At 73.1% G+C, this 24,177-nt stretch carries 19 protein-coding genes, 1 pseudogene and 1 riboswitch; of the genes and pseudogenes, 9 read left to right on the forward strand and 11 right to left on the reverse strand.

Features of this window, described 5'->3' with window-relative positions; all coding sequences use genetic code 11:
• Positions 1–176 precede the first annotated feature (176 nt).
• The 4 genes from cbiE (at position 177) to cyaB (ending at position 3,671) form a co-directional block, all read left to right on the forward strand.
• Positions 177–1,508, forward strand: a complete 1,332-nt coding sequence (gene cbiE / locus ABD369_RS09755; RefSeq protein WP_425557567.1) for a precorrin-6y C5,15-methyltransferase (decarboxylating) subunit CbiE — start codon at positions 177–179, stop codon at positions 1,506–1,508.
• Positions 1,505–2,266: a precorrin-4 C(11)-methyltransferase gene (gene cobM, locus ABD369_RS09760; RefSeq protein WP_344635878.1), complete on the forward strand. Its 762-nt coding sequence runs from the start codon at positions 1,505–1,507 to the stop codon at positions 2,264–2,266. The genes cbiE and cobM overlap by 4 nt, the downstream gene beginning before the upstream one ends.
• A 215-nt stretch (positions 2,267–2,481) precedes the next feature.
• On the forward strand, positions 2,482–3,000 hold the full coding sequence (locus ABD369_RS09765) for a GNAT family N-acetyltransferase (protein WP_344635879.1): 519 nt from the start codon (positions 2,482–2,484) through the stop codon (positions 2,998–3,000).
• A gap of 110 nt (positions 3,001–3,110) precedes the next feature.
• Entirely contained in the window at positions 3,111–3,671 is a 561-nt protein-coding gene (cyaB, locus tag ABD369_RS09770) for a class IV adenylate cyclase (protein WP_344635880.1), read from the forward strand.
• Between the two features lie 218 nt (positions 3,672–3,889).
• On the opposite strand, the gene ABD369_RS09775 is transcribed toward cyaB, so the two are convergent.
• From ABD369_RS09775 to ABD369_RS09785, 3 genes and pseudogenes are all read right to left on the reverse strand, one after another.
• A complete protein-coding gene (locus tag ABD369_RS09775; RefSeq protein WP_344635881.1) occupies positions 3,890–4,765 on the reverse strand; it encodes an alpha/beta hydrolase family protein in 876 nt (291 codons plus the stop codon).
• A 101-nt stretch (positions 4,766–4,866) separates the two neighbouring features.
• Positions 4,867–5,022, reverse strand: a pseudogene (locus tag ABD369_RS09780) (IS30 family transposase); the annotation flags it as partial.
• Between the two features lie 19 nt (positions 5,023–5,041).
• Positions 5,042–6,187, reverse strand: a complete 1,146-nt coding sequence (locus tag ABD369_RS09785) for a cobalt-precorrin-5B (C(1))-methyltransferase (protein WP_344635882.1) — start codon at positions 6,185–6,187, stop codon at positions 5,042–5,044.
• Positions 6,188–6,207: 20 nt separating this feature from the next.
• Between ABD369_RS09785 and ABD369_RS09790 the strand changes: the two genes are divergently transcribed.
• Both ABD369_RS09790 and ABD369_RS09795 read left to right on the forward strand, forming a co-directional pair.
• Positions 6,208–6,957 (forward strand): cobalt-precorrin-6A reductase, encoded by a 750-nt coding sequence (locus ABD369_RS09790; protein ID WP_344635883.1) that lies wholly within the window; start codon positions 6,208–6,210, stop codon positions 6,955–6,957.
• A gap of 96 nt (positions 6,958–7,053) precedes the next feature.
• Positions 7,054–7,461, forward strand: coding sequence for a DUF3224 domain-containing protein (locus tag ABD369_RS09795; RefSeq protein ID WP_344635884.1), 408 nt, complete (start codon positions 7,054–7,056; stop codon positions 7,459–7,461).
• Positions 7,462–7,545: 84 nt separating this feature from the next.
• On the opposite strand, the gene ABD369_RS09800 is transcribed toward ABD369_RS09795, so the two are convergent.
• The 4 genes from ABD369_RS09800 to ABD369_RS09815 form a co-directional block, all read right to left on the reverse strand.
• Positions 7,546–8,451 (reverse strand): S41 family peptidase, encoded by a 906-nt coding sequence (locus tag ABD369_RS09800; protein ID WP_344635885.1) that lies wholly within the window; start codon positions 8,449–8,451, stop codon positions 7,546–7,548.
• A gap of 162 nt (positions 8,452–8,613) precedes the next feature.
• Positions 8,614–10,185 (reverse strand): precorrin-2 C(20)-methyltransferase, encoded by a 1,572-nt coding sequence (locus ABD369_RS09805; protein WP_344635886.1) that lies wholly within the window; start codon positions 10,183–10,185, stop codon positions 8,614–8,616.
• Positions 10,182–10,808: a precorrin-8X methylmutase gene (locus ABD369_RS09810; protein ID WP_344635887.1), complete on the reverse strand. Its 627-nt coding sequence runs from the start codon at positions 10,806–10,808 to the stop codon at positions 10,182–10,184. Before ABD369_RS09810 ends, ABD369_RS09805 begins: the two co-directional genes overlap by 4 nt.
• Entirely contained in the window at positions 10,805–12,046 is a 1,242-nt protein-coding gene (locus tag ABD369_RS09815; RefSeq protein WP_344635888.1) for a cobalamin biosynthesis protein CobG, read from the reverse strand. The genes ABD369_RS09810 and ABD369_RS09815 overlap by 4 nt, the downstream gene beginning before the upstream one ends.
• A 75-nt stretch (positions 12,047–12,121) precedes the next feature.
• Positions 12,122–12,273: riboswitch (cobalamin riboswitch) on the forward strand.
• Positions 12,274–12,503: 230 nt separating this feature from the next.
• Between ABD369_RS09815 and cobN the strand changes: the two genes are divergently transcribed.
• On the forward strand, positions 12,504–16,235 hold the full coding sequence (cobN, locus tag ABD369_RS09820; RefSeq protein ID WP_344635889.1) for a cobaltochelatase subunit CobN: 3,732 nt from the start codon (positions 12,504–12,506) through the stop codon (positions 16,233–16,235).
• Between the two features lie 183 nt (positions 16,236–16,418).
• On the forward strand, positions 16,419–17,954 hold the full coding sequence (gene lnt, locus ABD369_RS09825; RefSeq protein WP_344635890.1) for an apolipoprotein N-acyltransferase: 1,536 nt from the start codon (positions 16,419–16,421) through the stop codon (positions 17,952–17,954).
• Between the two features lie 117 nt (positions 17,955–18,071).
• Here lnt and ABD369_RS09830 read toward each other — a convergent pair whose 3' ends face one another.
• Both ABD369_RS09830 and ABD369_RS09835 read right to left on the reverse strand, forming a co-directional pair.
• Positions 18,072–18,836, reverse strand: a complete 765-nt coding sequence (locus ABD369_RS09830; RefSeq protein WP_344635891.1) for a VOC family protein — start codon at positions 18,834–18,836, stop codon at positions 18,072–18,074.
• 14 nt (positions 18,837–18,850) lie between these two features.
• A complete protein-coding gene (locus ABD369_RS09835; protein WP_344635892.1) occupies positions 18,851–19,759 on the reverse strand; it encodes an NADP-dependent oxidoreductase in 909 nt (302 codons plus the stop codon).
• Positions 19,760–19,995: 236 nt separating this feature from the next.
• Here ABD369_RS09835 and ABD369_RS09840 point away from each other — a divergent pair, with 236 nt between their 5' ends.
• The gene (locus ABD369_RS09840) at positions 19,996–20,658 is read left to right on the forward strand and encodes a GTP cyclohydrolase II (RefSeq protein WP_344635893.1); all 663 of its coding nucleotides are present in this window, start codon (positions 19,996–19,998) and stop codon (positions 20,656–20,658) included.
• Positions 20,659–21,039: 381 nt separating this feature from the next.
• Here ABD369_RS09840 and ABD369_RS09845 read toward each other — a convergent pair whose 3' ends face one another.
• Both ABD369_RS09845 and ABD369_RS09850 read right to left on the reverse strand, forming a co-directional pair.
• Complete coding sequence (locus ABD369_RS09845; protein ID WP_344635894.1) at positions 21,040–23,196, reverse strand: putative bifunctional diguanylate cyclase/phosphodiesterase; 2,157 nt, start codon at positions 23,194–23,196, stop codon at positions 21,040–21,042.
• Entirely contained in the window at positions 23,193–23,999 is an 807-nt protein-coding gene (locus tag ABD369_RS09850; protein ID WP_344635895.1) for an SAM-dependent methyltransferase, read from the reverse strand. The genes ABD369_RS09845 and ABD369_RS09850 overlap by 4 nt, the downstream gene beginning before the upstream one ends.
• Between the last annotated feature and the right edge of the window lie 178 nt (positions 24,000–24,177).

Genomic DNA, 24,177 nt, shown 5'->3' on the forward strand with positions numbered 1-24,177 from the left:
GAACGGCCGTCCCCGCAGGATCCGCCCGGCCCACCCGTCCCGGACGCGGCGTCCGGCTTCCGGCTTCCGGTGATCCGGGTGCCCGTGAGCGGGCCGGACCGGCCCCGGTAGGCTGCGGGCTGCCCGTGCGACCTGCACGGACCGCCGCGCCGGACCACCACCAGAGGAGCAGCCCGTTGGCCACCGCCACGCCCCCCGTGCCGCCCGGACCGACGGACCCCGCCAACCCCGCGGACCCCGCGAACGGCGACCAGCCGGTGACCGTGGTCGGGATCGGCGCGGACGGCTGGGCCGGGCTGGCCGAGCCGGCCCGTGCGGCACTGCGCGCGGCGGACACCGTGATCGGCGGCCCTCGCCAACTGGACCTGCTCCCGGCCGAGGTCACCGCCGTCCGCCTGCCCTGGCCCTCGCCGCTGCGTCCGGCCGTCCCCGGGCTGCTCGCCGAGCACTCGAAGCGGCGCCTGGCGGTACTGGCCAGCGGCGATCCGATGTTCTACGGCATCGGCCGCGCCCTCGCCGAGACGGTCGGCCCCGAGCGTCTGCGGGTGCTGCCGCACCCCTCCTCCGTCTCGCACGCCTGTGCCCGGCTCGGCTGGCCGCTGGAGGACACCGAGGTGGTCAGCCTGGTCGGTCGGCCGCTGGACTCGCTCGGCCTCGCCCTGCACCCGGGCCGCCGGCTGCTGGTGCTCAGCGCGGACGCCGGTACGCCCGCCGCCGCCGCCGCGCTGCTCACCGAACGCGGCTACGGCCCCAGCCGGTTGCGCGTGCTGGAGCAGCTGGGCGGGCCGCAGGAGCGGCAGTTGGACGGCCGCGCCGAGGACTGGCCGCACCAGCCGGGCGCCGCGCTCAACCTGATCGCCGTCGAGTGCGCGCCCGCACCCGGCGCACCCCGCGGTTCGCTGGTGCCCGGACTGCCGGACGACTCGTACGAATCCGACGGACAGTTGACGAAGCGTCACATCAGGGCGGCGACCCTGGCCTCGCTCGCTCCACTGCCGGGCGAGTTGCTGTGGGACGTCGGCGGCGGGTCGGGCAGCATCGCGATCGAATGGCTGCGCGCGCACCGCTCCTGCCGGGCCGTCAGCGTGGAGCGCGACCCGGTGCGGGCGGAGCGGATCGCCCGCAACGCGGCCGCGCTCGGGGTGCCCGGGCTCAGGGTGGTGACCGGCCGCGCACCCGAGGCGCTGGACCAACTACCCACCCCCGACGCGGTGTTCATCGGCGGCGGGCTCACCGCGCCCGGTCTGCTGGAGACCTGCTGGAACGCGCTGCCGCCGGGCGGACGGCTGGTCGCCAACACCGTCACGCTGGAGTCGGAGGCCCTGCTGACCGAGTGGTACCGCAGGCACGGCGGCGAGCTGCTGCGGCTGGCGGTCGCCCACGCCGTACCCGTCGGCTCCTTCACCGGCTGGCGGCAGGCGATGCCGGTGACGCACTGGTCGGTGGTCAAACCCGCCACGGAGCAGCCCGAAACCCACCCCGAGAAGCAGGGAGAGCCCACGCCATGACCGTCCACTTCATCGGAGCCGGTCCCGGCGCCGCCGACCTGATCACCCTGCGCGGCCAGCGGATCCTCGCCGCCAGCGGGGTGTGCCTGTACGCGGGCAGCCTGGTGCCGCGCGAACTGCTCGCCGAATGCCCGTCGGACGCCCGGCTGGTCGACACCGCCAACCTGAACCTGGACCAGATCGTCGCCGAGATGGTCCGCGCCCACGAGGAGGGCCTGGACGTGGCCCGGCTGCACTCGGGCGACCCGTCGGTGTTCAGCGCGGTGGCCGAGCAGATGCGGCGCCTGGACGCGGCGGGCATCCCGTACGAAGTCGTGCCCGGCGTACCGGCGTTCGCGGCCGCCGCGGCCGCCCTCAAGCGCGAACTGACGGTACCGACGGTCGGCCAGACGGTGATCCTCACCCGGGTCGCCCGGCAGGCCACCCCGATGCCGGAGGGCGAGGACCTCGCCACCCTCGGGCGCAGCGGCGCCCTGCTGGTGCTGCACCTGGCGGCGCGGTACGTGGACAGCGTGGTGGACGAGTTGCTGCCGCACTACGGCGCCGACTGCCCGGCAGCGGTGGTGGCCATGGCCAGCCGCCCGGATGAGCTGGTGCTCCGCGGCACCCTCGGCGACATCGCGGCCCAGGTCAAGGCGGCCGGAGTCCTGCGCACCGCCGTCATCCTGGTCGGCCGCACCCTCGGCGCGGAGCAGTTCCGCGACAGCCACCTCTACTCCCCGGAGCGCGAGCGGCCGCACGAGCCCTGCGGCGGCTAGTGCTGTGACCGATGATCTACCTCCCCCGCACGGGGGAGGTAGATCATCCACGGGCGCGATTTCGGCCCGGCGCCGCCCGAGGATGCTGGGTGTATGACGATCAGGACAATGAGCCTGTCCGACGCGACCAGAACCGTCGCCGAGCGGCCCCGGTAGGCGGCAGCTGATCCATCCCGGTGGTGATGCCGCCACCCGACTCTGCGAAGGCCGGACCCATGCACTACTTCATACGCCGGATGACCGGCACGGAGTGGCGGGAACTCCGCACGATCAGGCTGGAGGCGCTGCGCGATGCACCGACGGCCTTCAGTTCCTCCTACGACGACACCGCCGCCCTCCCCGACGGCGTCTGGCAGGAGCAGGCCGCCGTCGAGGCCACCTCCGAGGAGCGCGCCACCTTCATCGCCGCCGACGAAGCCGGAAACTGGGTCGGGCTCGCCGGTGTCGGGCCTCTCCCGGACATCCCGGATCACGTTCACGTCCACTCGGTCTACGTCTCCCCGAAGTACCGTGGCCCTGACGGCCCCGCCGCCGGCCTGATCAGGGCAAGCATCCGCCACGCCCAGGACCACACCGACGTACGCTGGTTGACCCTGGGTGTGCACGAGAGCAACGGGCGTGCGCTGGCCTTCTACCGGCGGCTCGGCTTCGAGGACACCGGCAAGATCGTCCCCTACGTCCTCAATCCGTCCGAGAAGCTCCTCATCCTGGGCTACCCGGACTTCCGGAGCTAGCCACGCCTACGCCGGGGAGCCATCAAGTGCGATCGCCCGGTTGAGGGTGAACATCGGGTTGGGGGCGCATGCTCGAAGATGCTCAACAGGTGATCTGACGGAGGGACAAAGTGGCGATCGAGGCCGAACTCAAGGCGCGCGTGCGCGACCCGGAGAGCGTCATGACGCGCCTGGAGGATGCTTATGGCCCGGGACGTCCAGAGGTGTACCAGGACACCTACTATGACGATCCGGCAGGTGGCCTGATGGGCGGCGATCGGGAACTACGGATCAGAACGGTGCACAGCACCGACGACACCCGAACCGTGATGACGTACAAGGGCACCCGAGTAGACGAGGCGTCCGGTTCCAAGCCCGAAGCGGAGACGCGCGTTGACGACGCCGCCGCGGCCCACGCCATTGTGCGGGGCCTGGGCTATGTGCCTGCGATCGCCTTCGAGAAGCGGTGCCGGAACTACAGCATCAAGGCAGACGGCCGTGACCTCCTGGCCACGCTCGTTCGAGTGCCGGAGATCGACGGCACGTTCATTGAGGTGGAGACGGTTGCAGCAACAGCTGACGATCTCCTGGCGTCCCTTGCTGTCGTGCGGTCGGTGCTCGACGCGCTCGGAATCGCCGACGACGACCTGACCACCGAGCAGTACACGGATGCTGTTGCCGCGCTCCGCTGACCAGCCGCGAACGACCAAGAGCCCTCTGCCCCGCTACGGCCGGGCAGGGAGCGCCGTGTTCACGGGCGTATGAGGGTGACTGCGGAGAGGACCGGCGCGCCGAGACCCCGGAAGCTGGACAGGCCATCGTTGCCCTGGAGGCCCTGAACCTGGCTGCGGCCGGCTCGGTTCGGGCAGGCCCTCTCCGAACTGCGCCGCACCGCGCTGGCACTGAGCCCCTACGGCGAGCGCCAGGCGGTGAGGGAACTGCGTGACCAACTGCTCGTACTGGCGGCAGGTTGGGACGAGAGGAACGTGCTCACACGGGAGACGACCTCGGCCTGCCATGCCTGCGACTGCGGGTTGAGGTATCTCGGGTCGTCGTGGACGGCGAAGCCGTGCTGTGCGCCTGCCAATTCCAGTAGCTCGGTCGGGCCGCCGAACATCGGTCGATGCCGGTAGGTGGACTCGATCGGCACGAAGGTGTCCTTCGTGCCGTGAACCAGCAGCACCGGCGCCTTCACCGAAGAAAGGATGGACGGGGTGTCCAGGTAGAACACCTCGTTCAGCAGGGCCCGGTTCAGCTCGAACGGGGACTTCTCGGTGAAGCCCTGCCTGTGCAGCAGATCCGCCATTTCGGGAGACAGATAGTCGTCCTGCCAGCCTGGTCGGGTGGTGACGTATCGCTCCCGGTAGTCCAAGCGAGGGTTCAGAAGCACCAACTTCCCGACCCCGCCCGGTCGGTGCGCGGCGTGGAGGCAGGCGGCGCCGCCGGAGAACGACGCGGCGATGACGTGCACCGGCCCCGCGTTGCCCGTGTGCGCGCGCAGGTGATCGGTGGCGGCGCGGATGTCGTTGGCGACGGACGCGATCGTCAGCTCGGACTCCCGGCCCGCGCTGGCCCCGTGGGCTCGCAGGTCGAATCGCAGGCTGGTGATGCCGTGTTCGGCAAGGCCGCCGGCGAGGCGGGTGAAGAACCCGCCCTCCTCTCGAGTGACGCCGGAGCCGTGTACAAGGACGGCGAAGCCGCTCCGGAAGGGGGTCGGCGGGGTGCTGATCGTGCCAAGGAGCTGGGTGCCGTCGAGAGACCGGAATTCCGTGTCGTGATCAGCCATGTGCAAATCGTAGCCAGATGGAGCGCCCCGGTCAGTAGATCCGCTTCACGTTGGCCCGCCGCCCTCGCGGCGCTCCGGGCGCGCCCTGACTTCTGAACCCAAGACCCGAGCAGCTTCTGCATGCGCTCGGCCGGGGTCTCCCAGTCGAGCGTCCTGCGGTGGCTGTCATTGAGTTCAGCGGCCACAGCGTCCAGGTCATCGCTGCTGTGGACCGACAAGTCGGTGCCCTTGGGGAAGTACTGCCGCAGCAGGCCGTTCACGACTGCGGTTGCGGTGTCAGGGGTAACCCGGACCCGCCGGTTCGGCCCGGCCGACGATGGTGCCGGCGCGGTCGATGCAGATGACGTCGACGGCGACCGGCGAGCCGGTCAGGACCCCGAGGGCGGTGGCACGGGCGGCCTCGGCGACCAGGTCGCCGAGCGGGACGCCGGCGGCCGAGCAGAGCTGGACGGCTTCGAGGCCGGTGTTGGCGGCGGCGACGGCGGCGGTCAGCGCCGGGTCCGCCCCGCCCCGCTGGGCCAGTTCGGCCAGGTAGCCCTTGTCGACCTGGGAGCGGGCCGAGTGCAGGTCGAGGTGGCCGACGGCGAGTTTGGAGAGTTTGGCGAAGCCTCCGGCGACCGTCAGCCTGGGCACCGGATGGCGCTTGAGGTACTTCAGCACCGCCCCGGCGAAGTCGCCCATGTCGAGCAGGGCGTCCTCGGGCAGCCCGTGCACGGCCACGGCGACCCGCTCGGAGGTCGATCCGGTGCAGCCGGCGACATGGGTGCGCCCGGCGGCGCGGGCGACGTCCACGCCGCGCCGGATGGAGTCGATCCAGGCGGAGCAGGAGTAGGGCACCACGATGCCGGTGGTGCCGAGGATGGACAGACCGCCGAGGATGCCGAGCCGGGGGTTCCAGGTGGAGCGGGCGATCTCCTCGCCGTTGTCGACGGAGATCTCCACCTCCACGTCCCCGCTGCCGCCGTACCGGGCGGCGATCTCGGCGACGGTGTCCCGGATCATCTGCCGGGGCACGGGGTTGATCGCGGGTTCGCCGACGGGCAGCGGCAGTCCGGCCTTGGTCACGGTGCCGACGCCGGGTCCGGCCCGGAACACCACTCCGCTGCCGGGCGGCGCGGGCCGGACGGTGGAGCGGACCAGCGCGCCATGGGTGACGTCCGGGTCATCCCCGGCGTCCTTCACCACCCCGGCCATCGCCTGCTCTCGGCCATTACCCTGACACTCCGTCAGCTTCTCGTCCGCGAGGGAGAAGGCCGGTTGCTGACCCTTGGGCAGGGTGATCGTCACCGGGTCGGGGAAGTCCCCGGTCAGCAGTGCCGTGTACGCTGCGGCGGTCGCCGCCGTCGCGCACGCGCCCGTCGTCCACCCGTGCCGCAGCCCGCTGCTCTTCAGCTGTGCGGCCCGGCCTCCCGTCTCAGCCACGTACGTCCCCTGGAGTTCCCATGTCTGTGCGGCACGTCCTGATCCTCGGTGGCACCACGGAGGCCCGGCGGCTGGCCGAGCAGCTGGACGCCGCCCCGTCGCTGCGGGTGACCAGTTCGCTGGCGGGCCGGGTGGCCGAGCCCCGGCTGCCCGCCGGGCAGGTGCGGATCGGCGGGTTCGGCGGGCCGTCCGGGCTCGCCGCCTGGCTGCGCGAGCAGCGCGTGGACGCGCTCATCGACGCCACCCATCCCTTCGCCGGAACCATCAGCCGCAACGCGGCCGAGGCAGCCGCCGAGGTACATGTTCCCCTGCTCGCTCTGCGTCGTCCCAGCTGGGTGCCGGTTCCGGGGGATCGCTGGCACCCGGTGGACTCGCTGGCCGAGGCGGCCGACGCGCTGCCGGGCCTCGGCCGCCGGGTGTTCCTGACCACCGGGCGCCAGGGGCTGGCCGCCTTCACGCACCTCACCGACCACTTCTTCCTCGCCCGTTCGGTGGACGCCCCCGAGGCGCCGATGCCCCCGCAGACCGAAGTCCTGCTGGACCGGGGCCCGTTCACCCTGGACGGCGAACGGGCCGTCTGCCGCGAGTACCGGATCGACGTCCTGGTCACCAAGGACAGCGGCGGCGCGGCCACCGCCCCGAAGCTGAAGGCCGCCCGCGAACTGGGCATCCCGGTCGTGATCGTCCGCCGCCCGGAACTCCCCCGGGGCGTACAGGCCGCGCCGGACGTCCCGGGTGCCCTCGCCTGGCTGGCGGACCTCCCGTCCTGAGCGCTCCGCACGCGGCTCGGCCGCGTACCCGGCGAACCGCCCACGCTGAGCCGCGACTTACCGCCCCAGGGCGGCCCCGGCCGATACGATCAGGTCATGAGAGCTGACGGAACGTTCACCGTGAAGAACTTCGCTCCGGCCGAGCTGGCATCGCCCCTGGCCGTGTCCACCGCAACCCCGGCGGGTGTCGCGACGATGGAGAAGCACTACCGGGGCGAGGTGGTCGGCCACTCCGCGACCCTGTTCACCTCCGCGTTCGACCATGCCGCGGGCGTCGGCACCTATCTGGCCATGGAGTCGTTCGAGGGATCGCTGCACGGCCGGGCCGGCACCTTCAACTTCGCGCACTCGACGTCGACTTCCGGCAGCAACCGCAGCGCGGAGTTCTTCACCATCGTGCCGTCGAGCGGCACCGGCGAACTGGCCGGCATCTCCGGCTCGGGCGGGCTGGTGGTCGAGGCCGACGGCACGCACCGGATCTGGTTCGAGTACCAGCTCGACTGAACCGCACCGGGTCCACAGCCTGGGCGTCCCGCCGGAGACCGTCGCCGGCGGGACGCCTGGCAACAGGCCCGCGATACGGCGGCGCTACGCCGCGGCGCTCCCGCGCAGCGCGTCCTCGACGGCGGCGTCCAGCGCCCGGTCGGCGGGGACGGCGATGTCCGGGACGACGCCCACGCCCTCCCAGTTGGTGCCGGTGACCGGGTTGACCGCGCGGGCGGTCGGCACGGTGACGGTGATGTGCGGGGTGACCGCGATCCGGGCGGTGGGGTGGGCTCCGCCGCGGGTGGTCTCGCCGACCAGGGTGGCGCGCTTGTTGGCCTGCAGGTTGTAGGCGAGTTCCTCGCCGGCGGAGAAGGTCGAAGCGCTGGTCAGTACGTAGACCGGCCGGTCCAGGTAGCGCGGGGCGGGCAGGTGGGTGGAGGTCCAGTACTGCCGGGTGGAGTCGGTCTTGCGGTCGTAGACATCGTTGAGGTGGGTGTCGCCGTCCGGGAAGAAGTAGCTGCACCACAGGGCAACACCCTCGGGCAGGCCGCCGATGTTCTTCCGGAGATCCAGGACCAGGGCCGAGGTCAAGGCGAGGAGCTCCATGGCGGCGGCGAAGGTGCGGGCGGCCGTGGCAGGGTCCGCGATCAGGCGCAGGTCCAGGTAGCCGATGTTGCCGTCGAGCCGTTCGACCCGCTCGACACCGAAGTTGGCCGCCACGCACCTTGCCTCGAAGCGCGCCGAGGCGACCTCCTCCGGCTCCTCCTCCATCGACTGCGGCTCCTGCTCGTACAGCAGCCGCAGGTGCTTGTCGGGGCAGGCCTCCTGGAGGTGCGCGGTTACCGCCGCGCACAACTCGGGTGCCGCGAGGCCCTCGTAGGCCCCGGCGGCGAGGTGTCCCCGGATCGCGGTCTCGATGGCGGTGGTGTGTTCGGGGAAGACGTACCCGGCGGTGATCCGGGCGAGGGCGCTGTCGAGTATCGCGGCGGTGTCGGCGTTGATCGTCATGGGCCGGGATGCTAGCGCCCAACCCCCGGCGATCCGAATGGTTATCAGATTGCATGAACGGGCCGGGATCTCACGCGGTCAGGGCAGGCCCGCGAGCGCACCCGGCTCGAACGGTGGTCGGGCGGAGCACCGGGGGACGGCCCGGCGCTCCGCCCAGGCATTTCAGGCCGACGGGTAGCGGCGCGGGGTCCAGACCACCTCGGTGCCGTCGTCCCGCCGGACCGCCTGGGTCTGCGAGGAGCCGACCAGCAGGATGGTCCGCATGTCGACCTGGGCGGGGTCGAGGTCGGCGAGCCGGACGGTCCGCACCCGCTCGGTCGGGCCGCCCACGTCGCGGGCCATCACCACGGGGGTGTCGGGGGCGCGGTGCTCCAGCAGCAGGTCGCGGGCCAGGCCGACCTGGGTGGTGCGGCTCTGCGAGCCGGGGTTGTAGAGGGCGAGGACGAGGTCGGCCTCGGCGGCGGCGCGCAGCCGCCCGGCCACCGCCTCCCAGGGCTTGAGCCGGTCGGAGAGCGAGACCACCGCGTAGTCGTGGCCGAGCGGGGCGCCGGCCCGGGAGGCGGCGGCGTGCGCGGCCGTCATCCCCGGCACGATCCGCACCGGGACCGAGCGGTACGGCTCCTCGCAGGCGGCCTCGAGTACGGCGGTGGCCATCGCGAAGACGCCCGGGTCGCCGGAGGAGACCACGGCCACCCGGTGTCCGCGCCGGGCCAGGTCCAGGGCGAACTCGGCGCGCTCGGCCTCGACCTTGTTGTCCGAGCCGTGCCGCCGCTGGCCACTTCGCACCGGCACCCGGTCGAGGTACGTGGTGTAGCCCACCAGGTCGGTGGCGGCGGCGAGTTCACCGCGCGCCTCGGGGGTCAGCCAGAGCGGCCCGGCCGGTCCGAGACCGACCACCACGACCTCGCCCGCGTCCTCGCCCGTGTCCTCGCCCGTGTCCTCGCCCGCGACGGACTTCCCGGACTCGGCGGGCTGCCCGGACTCGGCGGACGTACGCCCGATCCGACTGGGCAGCACGGCGACCGAGAAGTACGGAACCGTCTCGGGGTCGACCTCGTCCAGCGGCGCGGTGCGCTCCCCGGCCATGGTGGCCCGCTCGACGTAACGGGCCTCGGCCAGCCGACCGGACCGCTCCAGCGCCCGCCGTACGGTCGGAAAGGTGCGGCCCAGCTTCATCACCACGGCGGAGTCGGTGGCGGCCAGACGCGCGGTCAGCTCCTCCTCGGGGAGGGTGCCGGGCAGGATGGTCAGCACCTCGTCGGCCTCGACCAGCGGCGTGCCCAGCCGTGCGGCGGCGGCGCTCACCGAGGTCACCCCGGGCACCACCTCGGTGGGGTAGCGGTGTGCCAGCCGCTTGTGCATGTGTTGGTACGAGCCGTAGAACAGCGGGTCACCCTCGGCCAGTACGACGACGGTCCGGCCCGCGTCCAGGTGGACGGCCAGCCGGGCGGCGGCCTCCTCGTAGAACTCGTCCAGTGCGCCCCGGTAGCCGCCGGGGTGGTCGGTGGACTCGACCGTGACCGGGTAGACCAGCTGCTCCTCGATCTGGTCGCCGCGCAGGTAGGGCCCGGCTATCGAGCGGGCGATGGAACGGCCGTGCCGGGCGCTGTGGTACGCCACCACGTCCGCCCGGCCGATCAGCGCGGCGGCTCTGACGGTCACCAGCTCCGGGTCGCCGGGGCCGAGGCCGACGCCGTACAGCCGCCCGGCCCCGTTCTCCTGATGTTCCGTCACTCTTCCTCACTCGCAATCGCGTTGATGGCCGCCGCGGCGATCGCACTGCCGCCGCGCCGGCCGCGTACCACCAGGTGGTCCAGGCCGGACGGGTGCGCGGCCAGCGCCTCCTTGGACTCGGCGGCACCGATGAAGCCGACCGGTACGCCGATCACGGCGGCGGGGCGCGGCGCACCGGCCTCGACCATCTCCAGCAGCCGGAACAGCGAGGTCGGCGCGTTGCCGACGGCGACCACGGCGCCCTCCAATCGCGGCAGCCAGAGCTCCATCGCGGCGGCGCTGCGGGTGTTGCCCATCTTCTTGGCCAGCTCGGGCACCGAGGGGTCGGAGAGGGTGCAGACCACCTCGTTGTCGGCGGGCAGCCGCTTGCGGGTCACTCCGCTCGCGACCATCGAAACGTCGCACAGGATCGGCGCACCGGCGTGCAGCGCGGCGCGCGCGCTCGCGACCACGCCGGGCGACCAGAGCAGGTCGTCGACCAGGTCGGTCATGCCGCACGCGTGGATCATCCGCACGGCGACCTGCGCCACGTCGGCGGGTAGGTGGGCCAGTTCGGCCTCGGCCCGGATGGTGGCAAAGGACTGGCGGTAGATGGCCGCGCCGTCCTTCTCGTACTCGATCACTTGGTCCTCCGGGCTTCGGCTACCGCCTCCGCCATCTGTTCCGTCGACACATCCACTGACACTCCCGCCCCCGGGGCCTCGACCCCGGGGCCGACGCGGGTCACCCGGTAGCCCTGCCCGGTGGCCAGGACGTCCACCCACTCCCCAGCCGGATGCCCGCAGCGCCGCTCGCAGCCGGACCAGTGCACGGGCAGTGGGCCGGCAGCGGCCGGGGTCTGCGCCGCGTCCAACGCCCGTGCGGCGTCGTCCCGTACGTCGGCGCGCGACTTGGCGCAGCCGGGCAGTCCGGTGCAGGCGCTGGCCCGTTCCCAGACCGAGCCGGGGGCGGTGCGGAAGCCGGCCGCGGCCAGTTCGGGCAGCCGGTCGACCGGCGCCCCCGGCAGGACGATCCCGCGCCAGGGGGTCAGCCGCAGCTCGCCGGCCGAGGCTGCGGCCAGCCGCCGCCACCGTGCGGCGCTCACCCGGCCGAAGCGCAGGCCCACGGAGAGTCCGCCGGGCAGTGCGCCCGGGGCCAAAGTGGCGGCCGGCAGCGCGGGCAGCGGTTCGGCGCCCGGGTCGAGCAGTCCGGGAACCTCGCGCAGGTGCCAGGCCTTGGCGCCACTGGTGCGCAGCATTTCCAGGAACTCCTCGGCGGCGCGGACCGCGTGCTCGGCGGCCCCGCCGGGCGGCACCGGGCGGGCGGTGGCGGCGCGGCCGAGGCGCAGCAGGGCGCCGCCGCCTGCGGTTGCGATCAATGTCACATCGGCGTCCAGTGCGGCGACGTCACCGCGCCCGTCGTCCAGGGCGAAGAGGAACTTGCCGGAGAGGCGGGCCGCGCTCTCGCTCGCGCACAGCCGCCGGTCGAGTTCCCGCACCCAGTCCTGGACGTCGGCGTGGCCGAGGCCGTCCAGCCCGGCGGCCGGGGAGGCGACGATGTTGCGGACCCGCTCATGGGTCTTTGAGGGCAGCAGGCCGGCGTCGCGCAGGCGGCGGCCGAGTTCGCCACCGGAGTCCGAAGGCAGGCCGCGCAGTTGGACGTTGCCGCGCGAGGTGGTCTCGAGTGCGCCGTCGCCCAGCTCCTCGGCCGCGTCGGCCAGCACCACTGCCTGACTGTTCGTCAGCAACCCGCCGGGTATGCGGATCCTGGCGAGGGAACCGTCGTCGGCGGTGTGCAGACGAAGGGCCCCCGGACAGACGTCCGAACGCCCGCGGTCGGGCGTACCGGGGCCCGGTGCGACGGAGTCGGGTACGGGTGGCATGGCGGCGAGCATACAGATTGCCGTTCCGGATGCACCGCCCGGAACAGATCACACTCCCCCAGCCCAGCCGCACCCCGTACGATGCTCCCGGGCGGTCCTGTGGGCCGTCCACGCCAGCGACGGCGCCAAGGGGAGGAAACCGGTGCAAACCCGGTGCGGTCCCGCCACTGTGACCACGGTTCACCGCCGTGGGAGCCAGGAACTCCTGCCGTCCTCCCTTAGCCCGGGGCGCGGACCCCGAGGAAGGCCTGAGACCTGTGCGCTGCCGCATGCCCGCACGCGCTGCTGCGTCCCGCCCGCTCGACGGGCGGGCTGAGCCGCTGGCACCCATCACTCCTGCGCTCCCTCCATCGCCGGTCGGCTGTCGCTCAGCGCTCTCAGAGCACCAACCAGCGGCTCGGCCGCGCGCGGCACACCTTTCGGCACGGGGCGCCGACCTGGCCGGGAGGGCCGTCGCGTGATCCTGCTGCTTTCCACCTCCGACACCGACCTGCTGAGCGCCCGCGCCTGTGCGGGCCCGGTCCGCTACCGCCTCGGGAACCCGGCCCGGCTGACCGCCGAGGACCTGCCCGCGCTGCTGGAGGGCACCGACCTGGTGGTCGTCCGGCTGCTCGGCGGCCGCCGCGCCTGGCAGGAGGGCCTGGACGCGCTGCTGGCCGGCCCGCGCCCGGTGGTCGTGCTGACGGGTGAGCAGGCGCCGGACGCCCAGTTGATGGAGCTGTCCACCGTCCCCGCCGGGATCGCAGCCGAGGCGCACGCCTACCTGGCGCACGGCGGCGCGGCCAACCTGGCCGAGCTCGGCGCCTTCCTCTCCGACACCGTGCTGCTGACCGGCCACGGTTTCACCCCGCCCGTCTCGGCCCCGGCCTGGGGCCCCCTGGAGCGCACCCCGCGGACCGCCGAGGGCCCCGTCGTCGCGGTGCTCTACTACCGCGCCCACCACATGAGCGGCAACACCGCCTTCGTCGAGGCCCTGTGCCAGGCGATCGAGGACCAGGGCGGCCGCCCGAAGCCGCTGTACTGCGCCTCGCTGCGCGGCGCCGAGCCCGAACTGCTCGCCGAACTCGGCCAGGCCGACGCGATCGTCACCACCGTGCTGGCGGCCGGCGGCACCCGGCCGGCCGACGCGCAGGCGGGCGGGGACGAGGAGGCCTGGGACGCGGGCGCGCTCGCCGCGCTCGACCGCCCGATCCTGCAGGCGCTCTGCCTGACCTGGTCGCGTGCCCAGTGGGAGGACAGCGACGACGGCCTCTCCCCGCTGGACACCGCCACCCAGGTCGCCGTGCCCGAGTTCGACGGCCGCCTGATCACCGTCCCGTTCTCCTTCAAGGAGCTGGACGAGGACGGTCTGACCGTCTACACCGCCGACCCCGAGCGCGCCGCCCGGGTCGCGGGCATCGCGGTCCGGCACGCCCGGCTGCGCCATGTCCCGCCCGCCGAGCGGCGGTTGGCGCTGGTGCTCTCCGCGTACCCGACCAAGCACGCTCGGGTCGGCAACGCGGTCGGCCTGGACACCCCGGCCAGCGCGGTCCGCCTGCTGCACCGGCTGCGCGAGGAGGGCATGGACCTCGGCGACGACCTGCCGGGGCTGGACTCCTCCCCGCCCCGAGCCGAAGGGCCCGCCGGTGCCGAAAGGGATGAGCGACAAGCGACCGAGGAACGAGGGAGTGCCGGAGCGAAGAGCGTCGGCGCCGGGTCAGAGGGCCCGGAGGCGAGCGGGCGAGTAGCAGCACACGAGGGTGACGCGCTGATCCACGCCCTGATCGCGGCCGGCGGCTACGACCAGGACTGGCTGACGGAGGACCAGCTCGCCCGCAACCCCGTCCGCATCCCGGCCGCCGACTACCGCCGCTGGTACGCCGAGCTGCCCGCCGAGCTGCGCGAGCAGGTCGAGGAGCACTGGGGTCCGGCGCCCGGCGAGCTGTACGTGGACCGCAGCCGCAACCCTGAGGGCGACATCGTGCTGGCCGCGATCCGCTCCGGCAACCTGCTGGTGCTGATCCAGCCGCCGCGCGGCTTCGGCGAGAACCCGGTCGCCATCTACCACGACCCCGACCTGCCGCCCTCTCACCACTACCTCGCGGCCTACCGCTGGATCGCGGCGTCCCAGGAGGACGGCGGCTTCGGTGCCCACGCCGTGATCCACCTCGGCAAGCACGGAAACCTCGAGTGGCTGCCGGGCAAGACGGCCGCGCTGTCGGCCGCCTGCGGCCCGGACGCGGTACTCGGCGACCTGCCGCTGGTCTACCCCTTCCTGGTCAACGACCCGGGCGAGGGCACCCAGGCCAAGCGCCGCGCCCACGCCACCCTGGTCGACCACCTGGTCCCGCCGATGGCCCGGGCCGACTCCTACGGCGACATCGCGCGCCTGGAGCAGCTGCTCGACGAGCACTCCAACATCGCCGCGATGGACCCCGCCAAGCTGCCCGCGATCCGCGCCCAGATCTGGACCCTGATCCAGGCCGCGCGGCTCGACCACGACCTGGGCCTGGACGAGCGCCCGGAGGACGACGGCTTCGACGACTTCCTGCTGCACGTCGACGGCTGGCTGTGCGAGGTCAAGGACGCCCAGATCCGGGACGGCCTGCACGTCCTCGGCCAGGCGCCGGCCGGCGAGGACCGGGTCAACATCGTGCTCGCCATCCTGCGCGCCCGGCAGATCTGGGGCGGTGTGAGCGCGCTGCCCGGCCTGCGCGAGGCCCTCGGACTGGACGAGGCGGCGCTCACCCTCGGTGCCACGGACGCGGCCGAGGCCCGGGCGCGAGCCCTGGTCGAGGCGATGGAGGCCGAGGACTGGGCGCCGGAGGCGGTGGAGAAGGTCGCGGCCGGCCACCCCGAGCCGGTCCGGGAGGTGTTGGACTTCGCCGCCCGCCAGGTCGTCCCGCGCCTGGCGCGGACCACCGACGAGCTGGACGCCGTGCTGCACGCGCTCAACGGCGGCTTCGTCCCGGCCGGCCCGTCCGGCTCGCCGCTGCGCGGGCTGGTCAACGTGCTGCCGACCGGCCGCAACTTCTACTCGGTCGACCCGAAGGCCGTACCCAGCAAGCTCGCCTGGGAGACCGGCCAGGCGCTGGCCGCCTCGCTGATCGAGCGCTACCGGGCGGACAACGACGGCGCCTTCCCGCCCTCGGTCGGCCTCTCGCTGTGGGGCACCAGCGCGATGCGCACGGCGGGCGACGACATCGCCGAGGCCTTCGCCCTGCTGGGCGTCCGCCCCGTCTGGGACGACGCCTCCCGCCGGGTCACCGGCCTGGAGGCGATCAGCCTGGAGGAACTGGGCCGCCCGCGCATCGACGTGACCCTGCGCATCTCCGGCTTCTTCCGGGACGCCTTCCCACACGTGGTCGCGCTTCTGGACGACGCGGTCCGGCTCGCCGCCCGGCAGGAGGAGGCGGACGAGCAGAACTTCGTCCGCGCCCACGTCCAGGCCGACCTGGCCGTGCACGGCGACGAGCGCAAGGCGACCGTCCGGGTCTTCGGCTCCCGTCCGGGTACCTACGGCGCGGGCCTGCTCCAGCTGATCGACAGCCGCGACTGGCGCACCGACGCCGATCTGGCCGAGGTCTACACGGTGTGGGGCGGCTACGCCTACGGCCGCGACCTGGACGGCCGCCCGGCGCGCGAGGAGATGGAGACCGCGTACCGGCGGATCACCGTCGCCGCCAAGAACACCGACACCCGCGAGCACGACATCGCGGACTCGGACGACTACTTCCAGTACCACGGCGGCATGGTGGCCACCGTCCGCGCCCTCACCGGCAAGGCCCCGACCGCCTACATCGGCGACTCGACCCGGCCCGAGACGGTCCGCACCCGCACCTTGACCGAGGAGGCCGCCCGGGTCTTCCGCGCCCGCGTGGTCAACCCGCGCTGGCTGGAGGCGATGCGCCGGCACGGCTACAAGGGCGCCTTCGAGATGGCCGCCACCGTGGACTACCTGTTCGGCTACGACGCCACCACGGGCGTGGTCGCGGACTGGATGTACGAGCGGCTCACCCAGGAGTACGTCCTCGACCCCACCAACCGCGAGTTCCTCGGCGCGGCCAACCCCTGGGCGCTGCACGGCATCAGCGAGCGCCTGTTGGAGGCCGCCGAACGCGGTCTGTGGGCCGAGCCGGACCCGGAGCTGATCGACGCCCTGCGCACCGCCTTCCTGGAGACCGAGGGCGACCTGGAGGGCGACGCGTAGCACCCCGGGGCTGCAACTCACCCGCGGGGAGCCCGAGATCCGGCCGTGATGGCCGGTCCCGGGCTCCCCGTTCCCATGAACTGCCAAGGGCGCAGGGCCCGTCCCACCTCCCTTCCAGGGCCTGGGTGACACACCGGCGTCCGTGACCTGGGCAGTCGAGCCGTTCGGGCGGACAATCAGGACATGACGCCCCGCCTCGCCCGCCTAGCGGCGCTCCTCGCCGGCGCACTGCCCGTACTGGCCTTCCCCGCGCCGAGCCTGGCCCCGCTGTCCTGGGTCGCCCTGGTGCCCGGGCTGCTGCTGATGCGGTACTCACCGAGCGGACGGGAGGCGGCAGTTCGCGGCTGGTGGTTCGGTACCGGCTTCCTGCTGGCCGCGCTGTACTGGCTGTTCCCCTCGATCGGACCGGCACTGCTCCCGCTGGCCGTGGTCTTCGGGGCGCTGCAGACCGCGCTCGGGCTGGCGGTGTGGCGCCTGCTGCACCCGCCGCTCACCCTCGCCCGGGCGCTCGGTGCGCTGGTGGTCGTGCCGTCGGTCTGGGTGAGCACCGAGTACGCGCGCTCCTGGCAGGCGCTCGGCGGGCCGTGGGCGCTGCTGGGTGCCAGCCAGTGGCAGCACCCGGCCGTCCTGGCGCTGGCCTCGGTCGGCGGGGCGTGGCTGGTGAGCGCCGCCGTGGTGGTGGCCAACACCGGGGTGGTGATTGCGCTGACGGACCGTCAGACCTCGCTCCGGGTGCTGTCCGCCGCGGTGGCCGCACTCGCGGTGGTCTCCGGCCCCGTGCTGTTCGCGCTGCGCACCCAGCCGTCGCCGGGTGACCAGGCCACCGTGGCACTGGTCCAGCCGGGCGTCACCCGGAGCCCCGGATCCAGGTTCGACGCCAGCGCCACGATCACCGCCCGTCTGCTCGGGCAGCCGATCGACCTGGTGGTCTGGGGCGAGAGCAGCACTGCCGCCGACCTGGACCGCGACACCGCCGCGCTGGACCGCCTCCGCGGCCTCGCCACCACGACCGGCGCCCAGCTGCTGGTCGGCGAGGACGCCCGCAAGGGCGACGGCAGGATCTCCAAGGATGCCGTCCTGGTCACCCCCGGGGGCATCACCGCCCGTTACCGCAAGATCCGCCTGGTGCCGTTCGGCGAGTACATCCCGCTGCGGCCGGTCCTCGGCTGGGTCGCCGGGATCAGCAAGGCAGCGGGCGAGAACCGGGTGCCGGGCACCAGCTTCCACCTCATCCAGGCGAGCACCCGCGACGGCCGCCCGCTGCCGCTCGGCACCATGATCTGCTTCGAGTCCGCCTTCCCCGACATGTCCCGCACGGCGGCGAACTACGGTGCCGGGCTGCTGATCTACCAGTCGGCGACCTCGACCTTCCAGAACACCTGGGCCCCCGCCCAGCACGCCTCGCTCGGCGCCCTCCGCGCCGCCGAGACCGGCCGCCCCGTCGTCCAGGCCGCTCTCACCGGCGAGTCCGTGGCCTACGACCGCCAGGGCCGCCGCCTGGCCCACCTGGACACCTCCGCCCGCGGCGCCCTCACCGTCCGCGTCCCCCTCGCCGACCCCGCCGCCCGCACCTGGTACGACCGCCTCGGCGACTGGACCCCTCTCTCCGCCGTCACCATCACCCTGACCGCCGGCGGCCTCGCCCTGCTCCGGCCCCGCCCGGCCGCGCCGACGGCCCTCAGGACCGCCGAGGGCGCCAAGCCCTCCCGGGCGCTCTGAACCGCGGCGAACGGTGTTCCGTCCGGTCGCCGCCGGGAACGGCCGGGCCGCAGCCCCCGGGAAGTCGGACCGACCGGCGAGAGGGAGCGCGGAAGAAGGGGGCACCCCCGGTCGGTCTCAGTCCTCCGTGCCCACCACGTGGATCCCGAACCTGGCCCCCTGGGCGTCGTGGAGCACCGCCAACCGGGGCCCGCCCGGTACTTCCGTGGGCGGCAGCATGACCGTGGCGCCGAGGGCGGCGGCCCGCTCGGCGACCAGGTCGACGTCCGCGACCGCGAAGTACGGCATCCAGTACGGCGGGACGTCCGGCGGGAACTGCTCGGTCATGTCGAGCATCCCGCCGAAGTCCTCGCCCGCCAGGCCCCACTGGGTGTACGTCTCGCCGACGGTCACGCTCCAGCCGAAGACCCGGCTGTAGAACTCCTTGGCCCCGGCGGTGTCCCGGGTGGCCAGTTCCACCCAGCCCAGCGAGCCGGGTTCGTTGAGCAGGCCCGCCCCCTTGAACGCCTTGGGCTGCCAGACGGTGAAGACCGCGTCGCCCGGGTCCGCGAGTACCGCGAAGCGCCCCTCCTCGTAGATGTCCGTGGGCTCCTTCAGCACCCTGCCCCCGTTCTCGACCGCCGCGGCGGCGGTGGCGTCGGCGTCCGCCGAAGCGAAGCCGATCAGCCAGGCGGTCCGCTGCCGGGGGGAGACGATGGGGCTGATCGCGGCCACCGGGGCGTCGCCGACCAGGAGTTGGGTGTAGTCGGCGGCCTCGGGGCGGGCGTCGGTCCTGGTTTTCCAGCCGAAGAGTTCGAGGTAGAAGGCCCTCGCGGCTTCGGGGTCCGAGGTGCCGAGTTCGACCCAGCAGGGCGCGTTGACGACAGGCGTGGTGATCTTCACGGTGGGGCGTCCAATCAGCCGAGGTCGAGGACGAGCTTTCCGCGGACGTGACCCGACTCCACCTCGGAGAGGGCGTGCGCGGCGTGTTCCAGGGGGTAGGTGGCGGCGATGTGCGGATCGAGCGCGTCGAAGGCGACCAGCTTGGCCAGCGCCTCCAGGGTGTCGGCGCCGCCGCTGCGCCGGACGAACGCCCCGCCGAGCTCGGCGGCCGTGGCCGGGTCGACGGTGGAGACCAGCTTGGCCGGGTCGTTTAGGGTGACGGCGGCGGCCCGCAGGTCGTCGCCGCCGACCAGGTCCAGGAGCCCGTCCACGCCGTCCGGCGCGACGGCCCTGATCCGGTCGGCCACGCCCGCGCCGTACCGGATCCGGGTGGCGCCGAGCGACTCCACGTAGGCCTGGTTGCCGTCGCCGGCCGTGCCGAGCACGGTGAGCCCGTGCCCCTTGGCGAGCTGGGCGGCGGCCGTGCCGACCCCGCCCGCGATGCCGAGGATCAGCAGCGTCCGCCCGCTCCCGAGGTCCAGCTGCTGCACCGCGTCGTACGCGGTCGCCGCGGCCACCGGCAGCGTCGCCGCCTGCGTGAAGCTGACATCGGGCCGCTTGTGGGCGCAGGTCGCGGCGTCCAGCAGGGTGTGCTCGGCGTAGCCCCCGGCGACGGTGGGGCCGAAGACCTCGTCCCCGGCCGAGAAGCCCTCGACCCCCTGACCCACGACCTCGACCACCCCGGAGACCTCGCAGCCGAGCACGGCGGGAAGCGGCCGCCCGGTGCCCAGGTAGCCCTGCCGGATCTTCCAGTCCACCGGGTTCACTCCGGCGGCCCGGACGGCGATCAGCAGCTGGCCCGGTCCTGGCGATGGGATGGGGCGGTCGAGGAACTCCTGGTTCTCCGGCCCGCCGTAGGCCACGAATCCGAATGCCTTGGACATGCTCTTCCTAACGCTCGGCGGCACCCCCTTCACCAGCTTGCGTGCGGGGCCGCACGGGCGGACGGGAATGCTGAGCCGAACGGGGCGCCCGATCCGGCAGCCGATTCCGACGGAAAACATATTTGTTCAAATTCGAACTACAGTGTACGGTCGAGCCCGACCAGCCGTTTCGAATTCGAAGCACCCGCACTCCCGGGCCGCGACCAGCCGCCCGGCGACCGCCCCGGAGGCCCGGCATGCCCCAGCCCGAGCACGCGCAGCACCGCCTGGAGCCGGGCCCGGCCACCGTCCGTTCCCGGGTGCGCATACCGCTCACCTTCGGTGACGGCTACCGCGTCGAGGCCGAGGCGCACACCTTCCACGGCCTGGCCGACGGCGCCGAGCACCTCGCCCTGCGGCTCGGCGGGCCCGGTCGAACTCCGCTGGTCCGACTGCACTCGGAGTGCCTGACCGGCGACGTCTTCGGCTCGGACCGCTGCGACTGCGGACCCCAGCTGCGCGAGGCCGTCGAACGGATCGCCGAGAGCGGCGGCTACCTGCTCTACCTCCGCCAGGAGGGCCGGGGCATCGGCCTCTACAACAAGCTCGACGCCTACGCCCTGCAGGACTCCGGCCTCGACACCTACCAGGCCAACACCGCCCTGGGCTTGCCCGAGGACGGCCGCGACTACACCGCCGCCGCCCAGATGCTCACCACCCTCGACGCCACCGGCATCCGCCTGCTCAGCAACAACCCCGACAAGGCCGCCCAGCTCACCGCGCTCGGAATCACCGTCACCGAACGCGTCCCCACCGGCGTCCACCTCTCCGAGAGCAATGTGCACTACCTCAGCACCAAGGCGGCCGGCACCGAGCTGACCCTCGGTCACGGCATCCCGCTGCTCCCACTCGGCGCCTGAACTTCCTCCGCTGCCAAGGGAGTCGGCCCACTACCCCGACCTTCGATGGCATCGACCCGCTGACGCCGGTGCGCTGCCGACCCGATGAGGAAGCGCACCGGGCGTCGCGGTGGCATGCGGGCACCTCACGACGGGCACGCTCGACCCCGCCGGCGCGCCCTGACCACGGACGGTGCGGCGGGAGGACGGCACACTGCCCCGGCGGCAGGTCCACGGTGGACGGCTGACTGACACCGGCGCTCTTCTCGGTGCGACGTGCTCCGGAGCGGCACCAGAGCTCCATCATCGGCAGGCGACTCACACCCCGTCAAGGGCGTTTGTCCCGGTTTTACCGATACGTACGGCTGAGCGGCGGTGTACGCACCGTACCGCCGGGCAGCCCTACCGGCCGCTCCGGGCGATGCGGCGGGCGATGTCGGCCGGGCGGGCCGGGCGGCCGAAGTGCCAGCCCTGGGCCCAGTCGCAGCCCATCTGCCGCAGCCGCTCGGCGTCGTCGCCGCTCTCGACGCCCTCGGCGGTGACGGTCAGGCCCAGGGTGTGGGCGAGCGAGACCAGTCCACTGATGATCCGCCAACCCAGTGCGGCGTCCTTGCCGGGGTCGTGCAGGTCGCCGACGAAGGAGCCGGCGATCTTCAGCCCGGAGACCGGAAGGTCGCGCAGATAGGCCAGGTTGGACCAGCCGGTGCCGAAGTCGTCTACGGCCAGCGAGACTCCCATGTCCACCAGCGCGTGCAGGTACTTCAGGGCCTCGTCCTCGGGGCCGACCACCGTGGACTCGGTGATCTCCAACTGGAGCTTCTCCGGGCTGAGTCCGGTGGAGTTCAGGATCCGCTCCAGGTCGCCGACCAGGCTGGCGCTGCGGGCCTGACGGACGGCCAGGTTGACGTTCAGCTGCGGCGCGGCGTCGCCGAACCGCCGTACCCAGTCGGCGGCCTGGGAGCACGCCTGCTCCAGCACCCAGCGGCCGAGCGGCATGATCAGGCCGGTCTCCTCGGCGATCCCGATGAACTCCTCCGGGCCGAGCACGCCCAACTCCGGGTGCCGCCAGCGCACCAGTGCCTCGACCGAGACCAGCGAACCGTCGCGCAGCGAGCACAGCGGCTGGTAGTCGATGTAGAACTCGCCCCGGTCCAGGGCCGCGGGCATCCTGACCGAGACCGTGTAGCGGCTGACCGCCCGGGCGTTCTCCTCCGGGTCGAAGAGGATCCAGCGGCCGCGCCCGGCCTCCTTGGCCCGGTAGAGCGTCAGGTCGGCGGCCCGGACCGCCGCGCCCGGCGTGGTGCTGGCGACCCGGCGCTCCAGTACGCCGACGCTGGCCCCGACGGCCAGCCGGTGGTCGCCGATCAGCACCGGCTTGGTGAGCGCCGCCAGTACCGTCTTGGCCGCCGCGACCGCCTCCTGCTCTCCCCGGCAGTTCTCCAGCAGGACCACGAACTCGTCGCCGCCGAGCCGGGCCACCAGGTGGCCGAGCGGGGTGAGTGCGGCCTCCAGGCGGCCGGCCACCGCCGACAGCAGCTGGTCGCCGGTGTCGTGGCCGAGACTGTCGTTGACGACCTTGAACCCGTCCAGATCCACGTAGCACAGGCCGAAGCGGGCCCCCGGCTCGGGCTCCTCGAACAGCTTCTCCAGGCGCTCGAAGAAGGCCACCCGGTTCGGCAGCCCGGTGAGCGGGTCGTGGGTGGCCTGGTGGCGCAGCCGTTCCTGGAGGCGGTAGCGGTCGGTGATGTCCTCCAGCATCGCCACCTGGTAGACCGGCTTGCCGTCGTCGTCGCGGATCAGCGAGACGGTCAGATGGGTCCAGACCACCTCGCCGTCCTGCCGGTAGTACGGCTTGTCGAACTGGAAGTAGTCCCGTTTGCCGGAGATCAGCTCCTCGTACGCCTCCCAGACCTCCGGGGTGTCCTCGGGGTGGACCAGGTCACCGACCCGGCGGCCCTGGAGATCCTCGGGGCGGGCCCCGAACAGCTCCAGCAGGGCGCGGTTGACCGCCAGTATGTTGCCGTCCACGTCGCCGAGGCCGATCCCGATGGCCGCGCTCTCGAACAGGGCCCTGAACCGGGCCTCGGAGGCGCGCAGCGCCTTCTCGATCTCCTGGCGCGCGGTGTCGGCCGCCAACCGGATGGACTCCTGCTCGCGCAGGGTCCGCTCGCGCAGCGCCGCCGCCCAGCCCGCCGCGAAAGCGCCGCAGAGCTCCGGGGCGCGGCCGTCCAGCGGCTGGATCTGCAGCAGCTCGACCGCGCGGGAGAGCACCGCCGGGTCGGTGAACTGGGCGTCCACCAGCAGGGCGCCGGCCTGGGCGGCGAAGTCGGGCTGGAAGGGGTGCTCCAGCTGCGCGCGGTGCAGCAGCCCGGCGGTCCGGGAGATCAGCCGGCCCAGGATGTCCGGGTCGACGGCCACCCCGTGGCCGTCCTGGAGCAGCCTGGCCCACTCCTGGTGGAACCGGGACGCGGCGTCGTGCCGGGAGGTGGTGGTGTGCTGCCCGCCGGTGCGGTCCTGTCTTTCGGGCCAGGCGGCCTCCTCCGGCGGGGCCCAGCTCACCGGAGGAACCCGACTCCGGCCAGACCGGACATCCACTCCGGGTGCGGGCCGACCCCGTCGGGGTTCTCCGGATGCCACTCCGGCAGGAAGACGACACCGGGATCGACCAGCTCGAACCCCTCGAACAGTGCCGTGATCCGGTCCCGGCCGCGCATGGTGAGCGGGGTCGGGGTGCTCTTGTAGAGGTCCTGGTGCGGTCCCGCCTGGTCCGGGCGACCCTCGGTGGAGGCGTGGCTGAGGACCAGCGCGCTGCCCGGCGGCAGGGCGTCGCGCAGCACGGACACCAGCCTGGCGGGGTCGTCCTCGTCGGTGATGAAGTGCAGCACCGCGACCAGCAGCACCGCGACCGGCCGGCCCTCGTCCAGCAGTTCGGTGACCTCGGGGCGGGAGAGCAGGTCCTCGACCGAGCGCAGGTCGGCCTCCACCACCTGGCTCAGCGGGTCGTCCTTCAGCAGCAGGCGGCTGTGCGCGACCGCGACCGGGTCGCGGTCCACGTAGACCACCCGGGACTCGGGGCGGATGCCCCTGGCCACCTCGTGGACGGCGCCGAAGGTCGGGATTCCCGAGCCGATGTCCAGGAAGCGGGTGATGCCCCGCTCGGCGACGCGCCGGACCGCCCGGCGCAGGAAGGCCCGGTTGGAGCGCATGATGGCGGGCAGGTCGGGCCAGAGTTCGATGGCCTTGCGGGCCATCTCGCGGTCGGCCTCGAAGTTGTGGGAACCGCCGAGGTAGTAGTCGTAGACCCGGGCGGCGTTCGGCTTGTCGAGATCAGTTCCGGCGGGGACCCAGTGCGGTCGTCCCATGGCGGCAACCCTTCCGGAGCTGTGGACAGTAAAACGTCAAGATCTTCCTATCATCATTCATTACCTGCAAGCCGGGTGGCCTCGGGACGCGGTCACGGCGGCGGGCGGAAGGTGCCGGTCAGGGAGCCGGGACCGGCGGCAGGGGGAACGCACCGGTCGGAAGTCCGGCACCGGTGTC

This window comes from Kitasatospora cystarginea, assembly GCF_039533515.1.
Lineage (GTDB): Bacteria > Actinomycetota > Actinomycetes > Streptomycetales > Streptomycetaceae > Kitasatospora > Kitasatospora cystarginea.

What these genes read in the sequence shown, in the direction of transcription:
- ABD369_RS09775 (WP_344635881.1), bottom strand. Translation starts at nt 4,765, where the DNA reads ATGGCTGATCACGACACGGAATTCCGGTCTCTCGACGGCACCCAGCTC.
- lnt (WP_344635890.1), top strand. Translation starts at nt 16,419, where the DNA reads ATGACGCCCCGCCTCGCCCGCCTAGCGGCGCTCCTCGCCGGCGCACTG.
- ABD369_RS09795 (WP_344635884.1), top strand. Translation starts at nt 7,054, where the DNA reads ATGAGAGCTGACGGAACGTTCACCGTGAAGAACTTCGCTCCGGCCGAG.
- ABD369_RS09800 (WP_344635885.1), bottom strand. Translation starts at nt 8,451, where the DNA reads ATGACGATCAACGCCGACACCGCCGCGATACTCGACAGCGCCCTCGCC.
- ABD369_RS09850 (WP_344635895.1), bottom strand. Translation starts at nt 23,999, where the DNA reads ATGGGACGACCGCACTGGGTCCCCGCCGGAACTGATCTCGACAAGCCG.
- ABD369_RS09840 (WP_344635893.1), top strand. Translation starts at nt 19,996, where the DNA reads ATGCCCCAGCCCGAGCACGCGCAGCACCGCCTGGAGCCGGGCCCGGCC.
- ABD369_RS09765 (WP_344635879.1), top strand. Translation starts at nt 2,482, where the DNA reads ATGCACTACTTCATACGCCGGATGACCGGCACGGAGTGGCGGGAACTC.
- ABD369_RS09790 (WP_344635883.1), top strand. Translation starts at nt 6,208, where the DNA reads ATGTCTGTGCGGCACGTCCTGATCCTCGGTGGCACCACGGAGGCCCGG.
- ABD369_RS09815 (WP_344635888.1), bottom strand. Translation starts at nt 12,046, where the DNA reads ATGCCACCCGTACCCGACTCCGTCGCACCGGGCCCCGGTACGCCCGAC.
- ABD369_RS09835 (WP_344635892.1), bottom strand. Translation starts at nt 19,759, where the DNA reads ATGTCCAAGGCATTCGGATTCGTGGCCTACGGCGGGCCGGAGAACCAG.
- cobM (WP_344635878.1), top strand. Translation starts at nt 1,505, where the DNA reads ATGACCGTCCACTTCATCGGAGCCGGTCCCGGCGCCGCCGACCTGATC.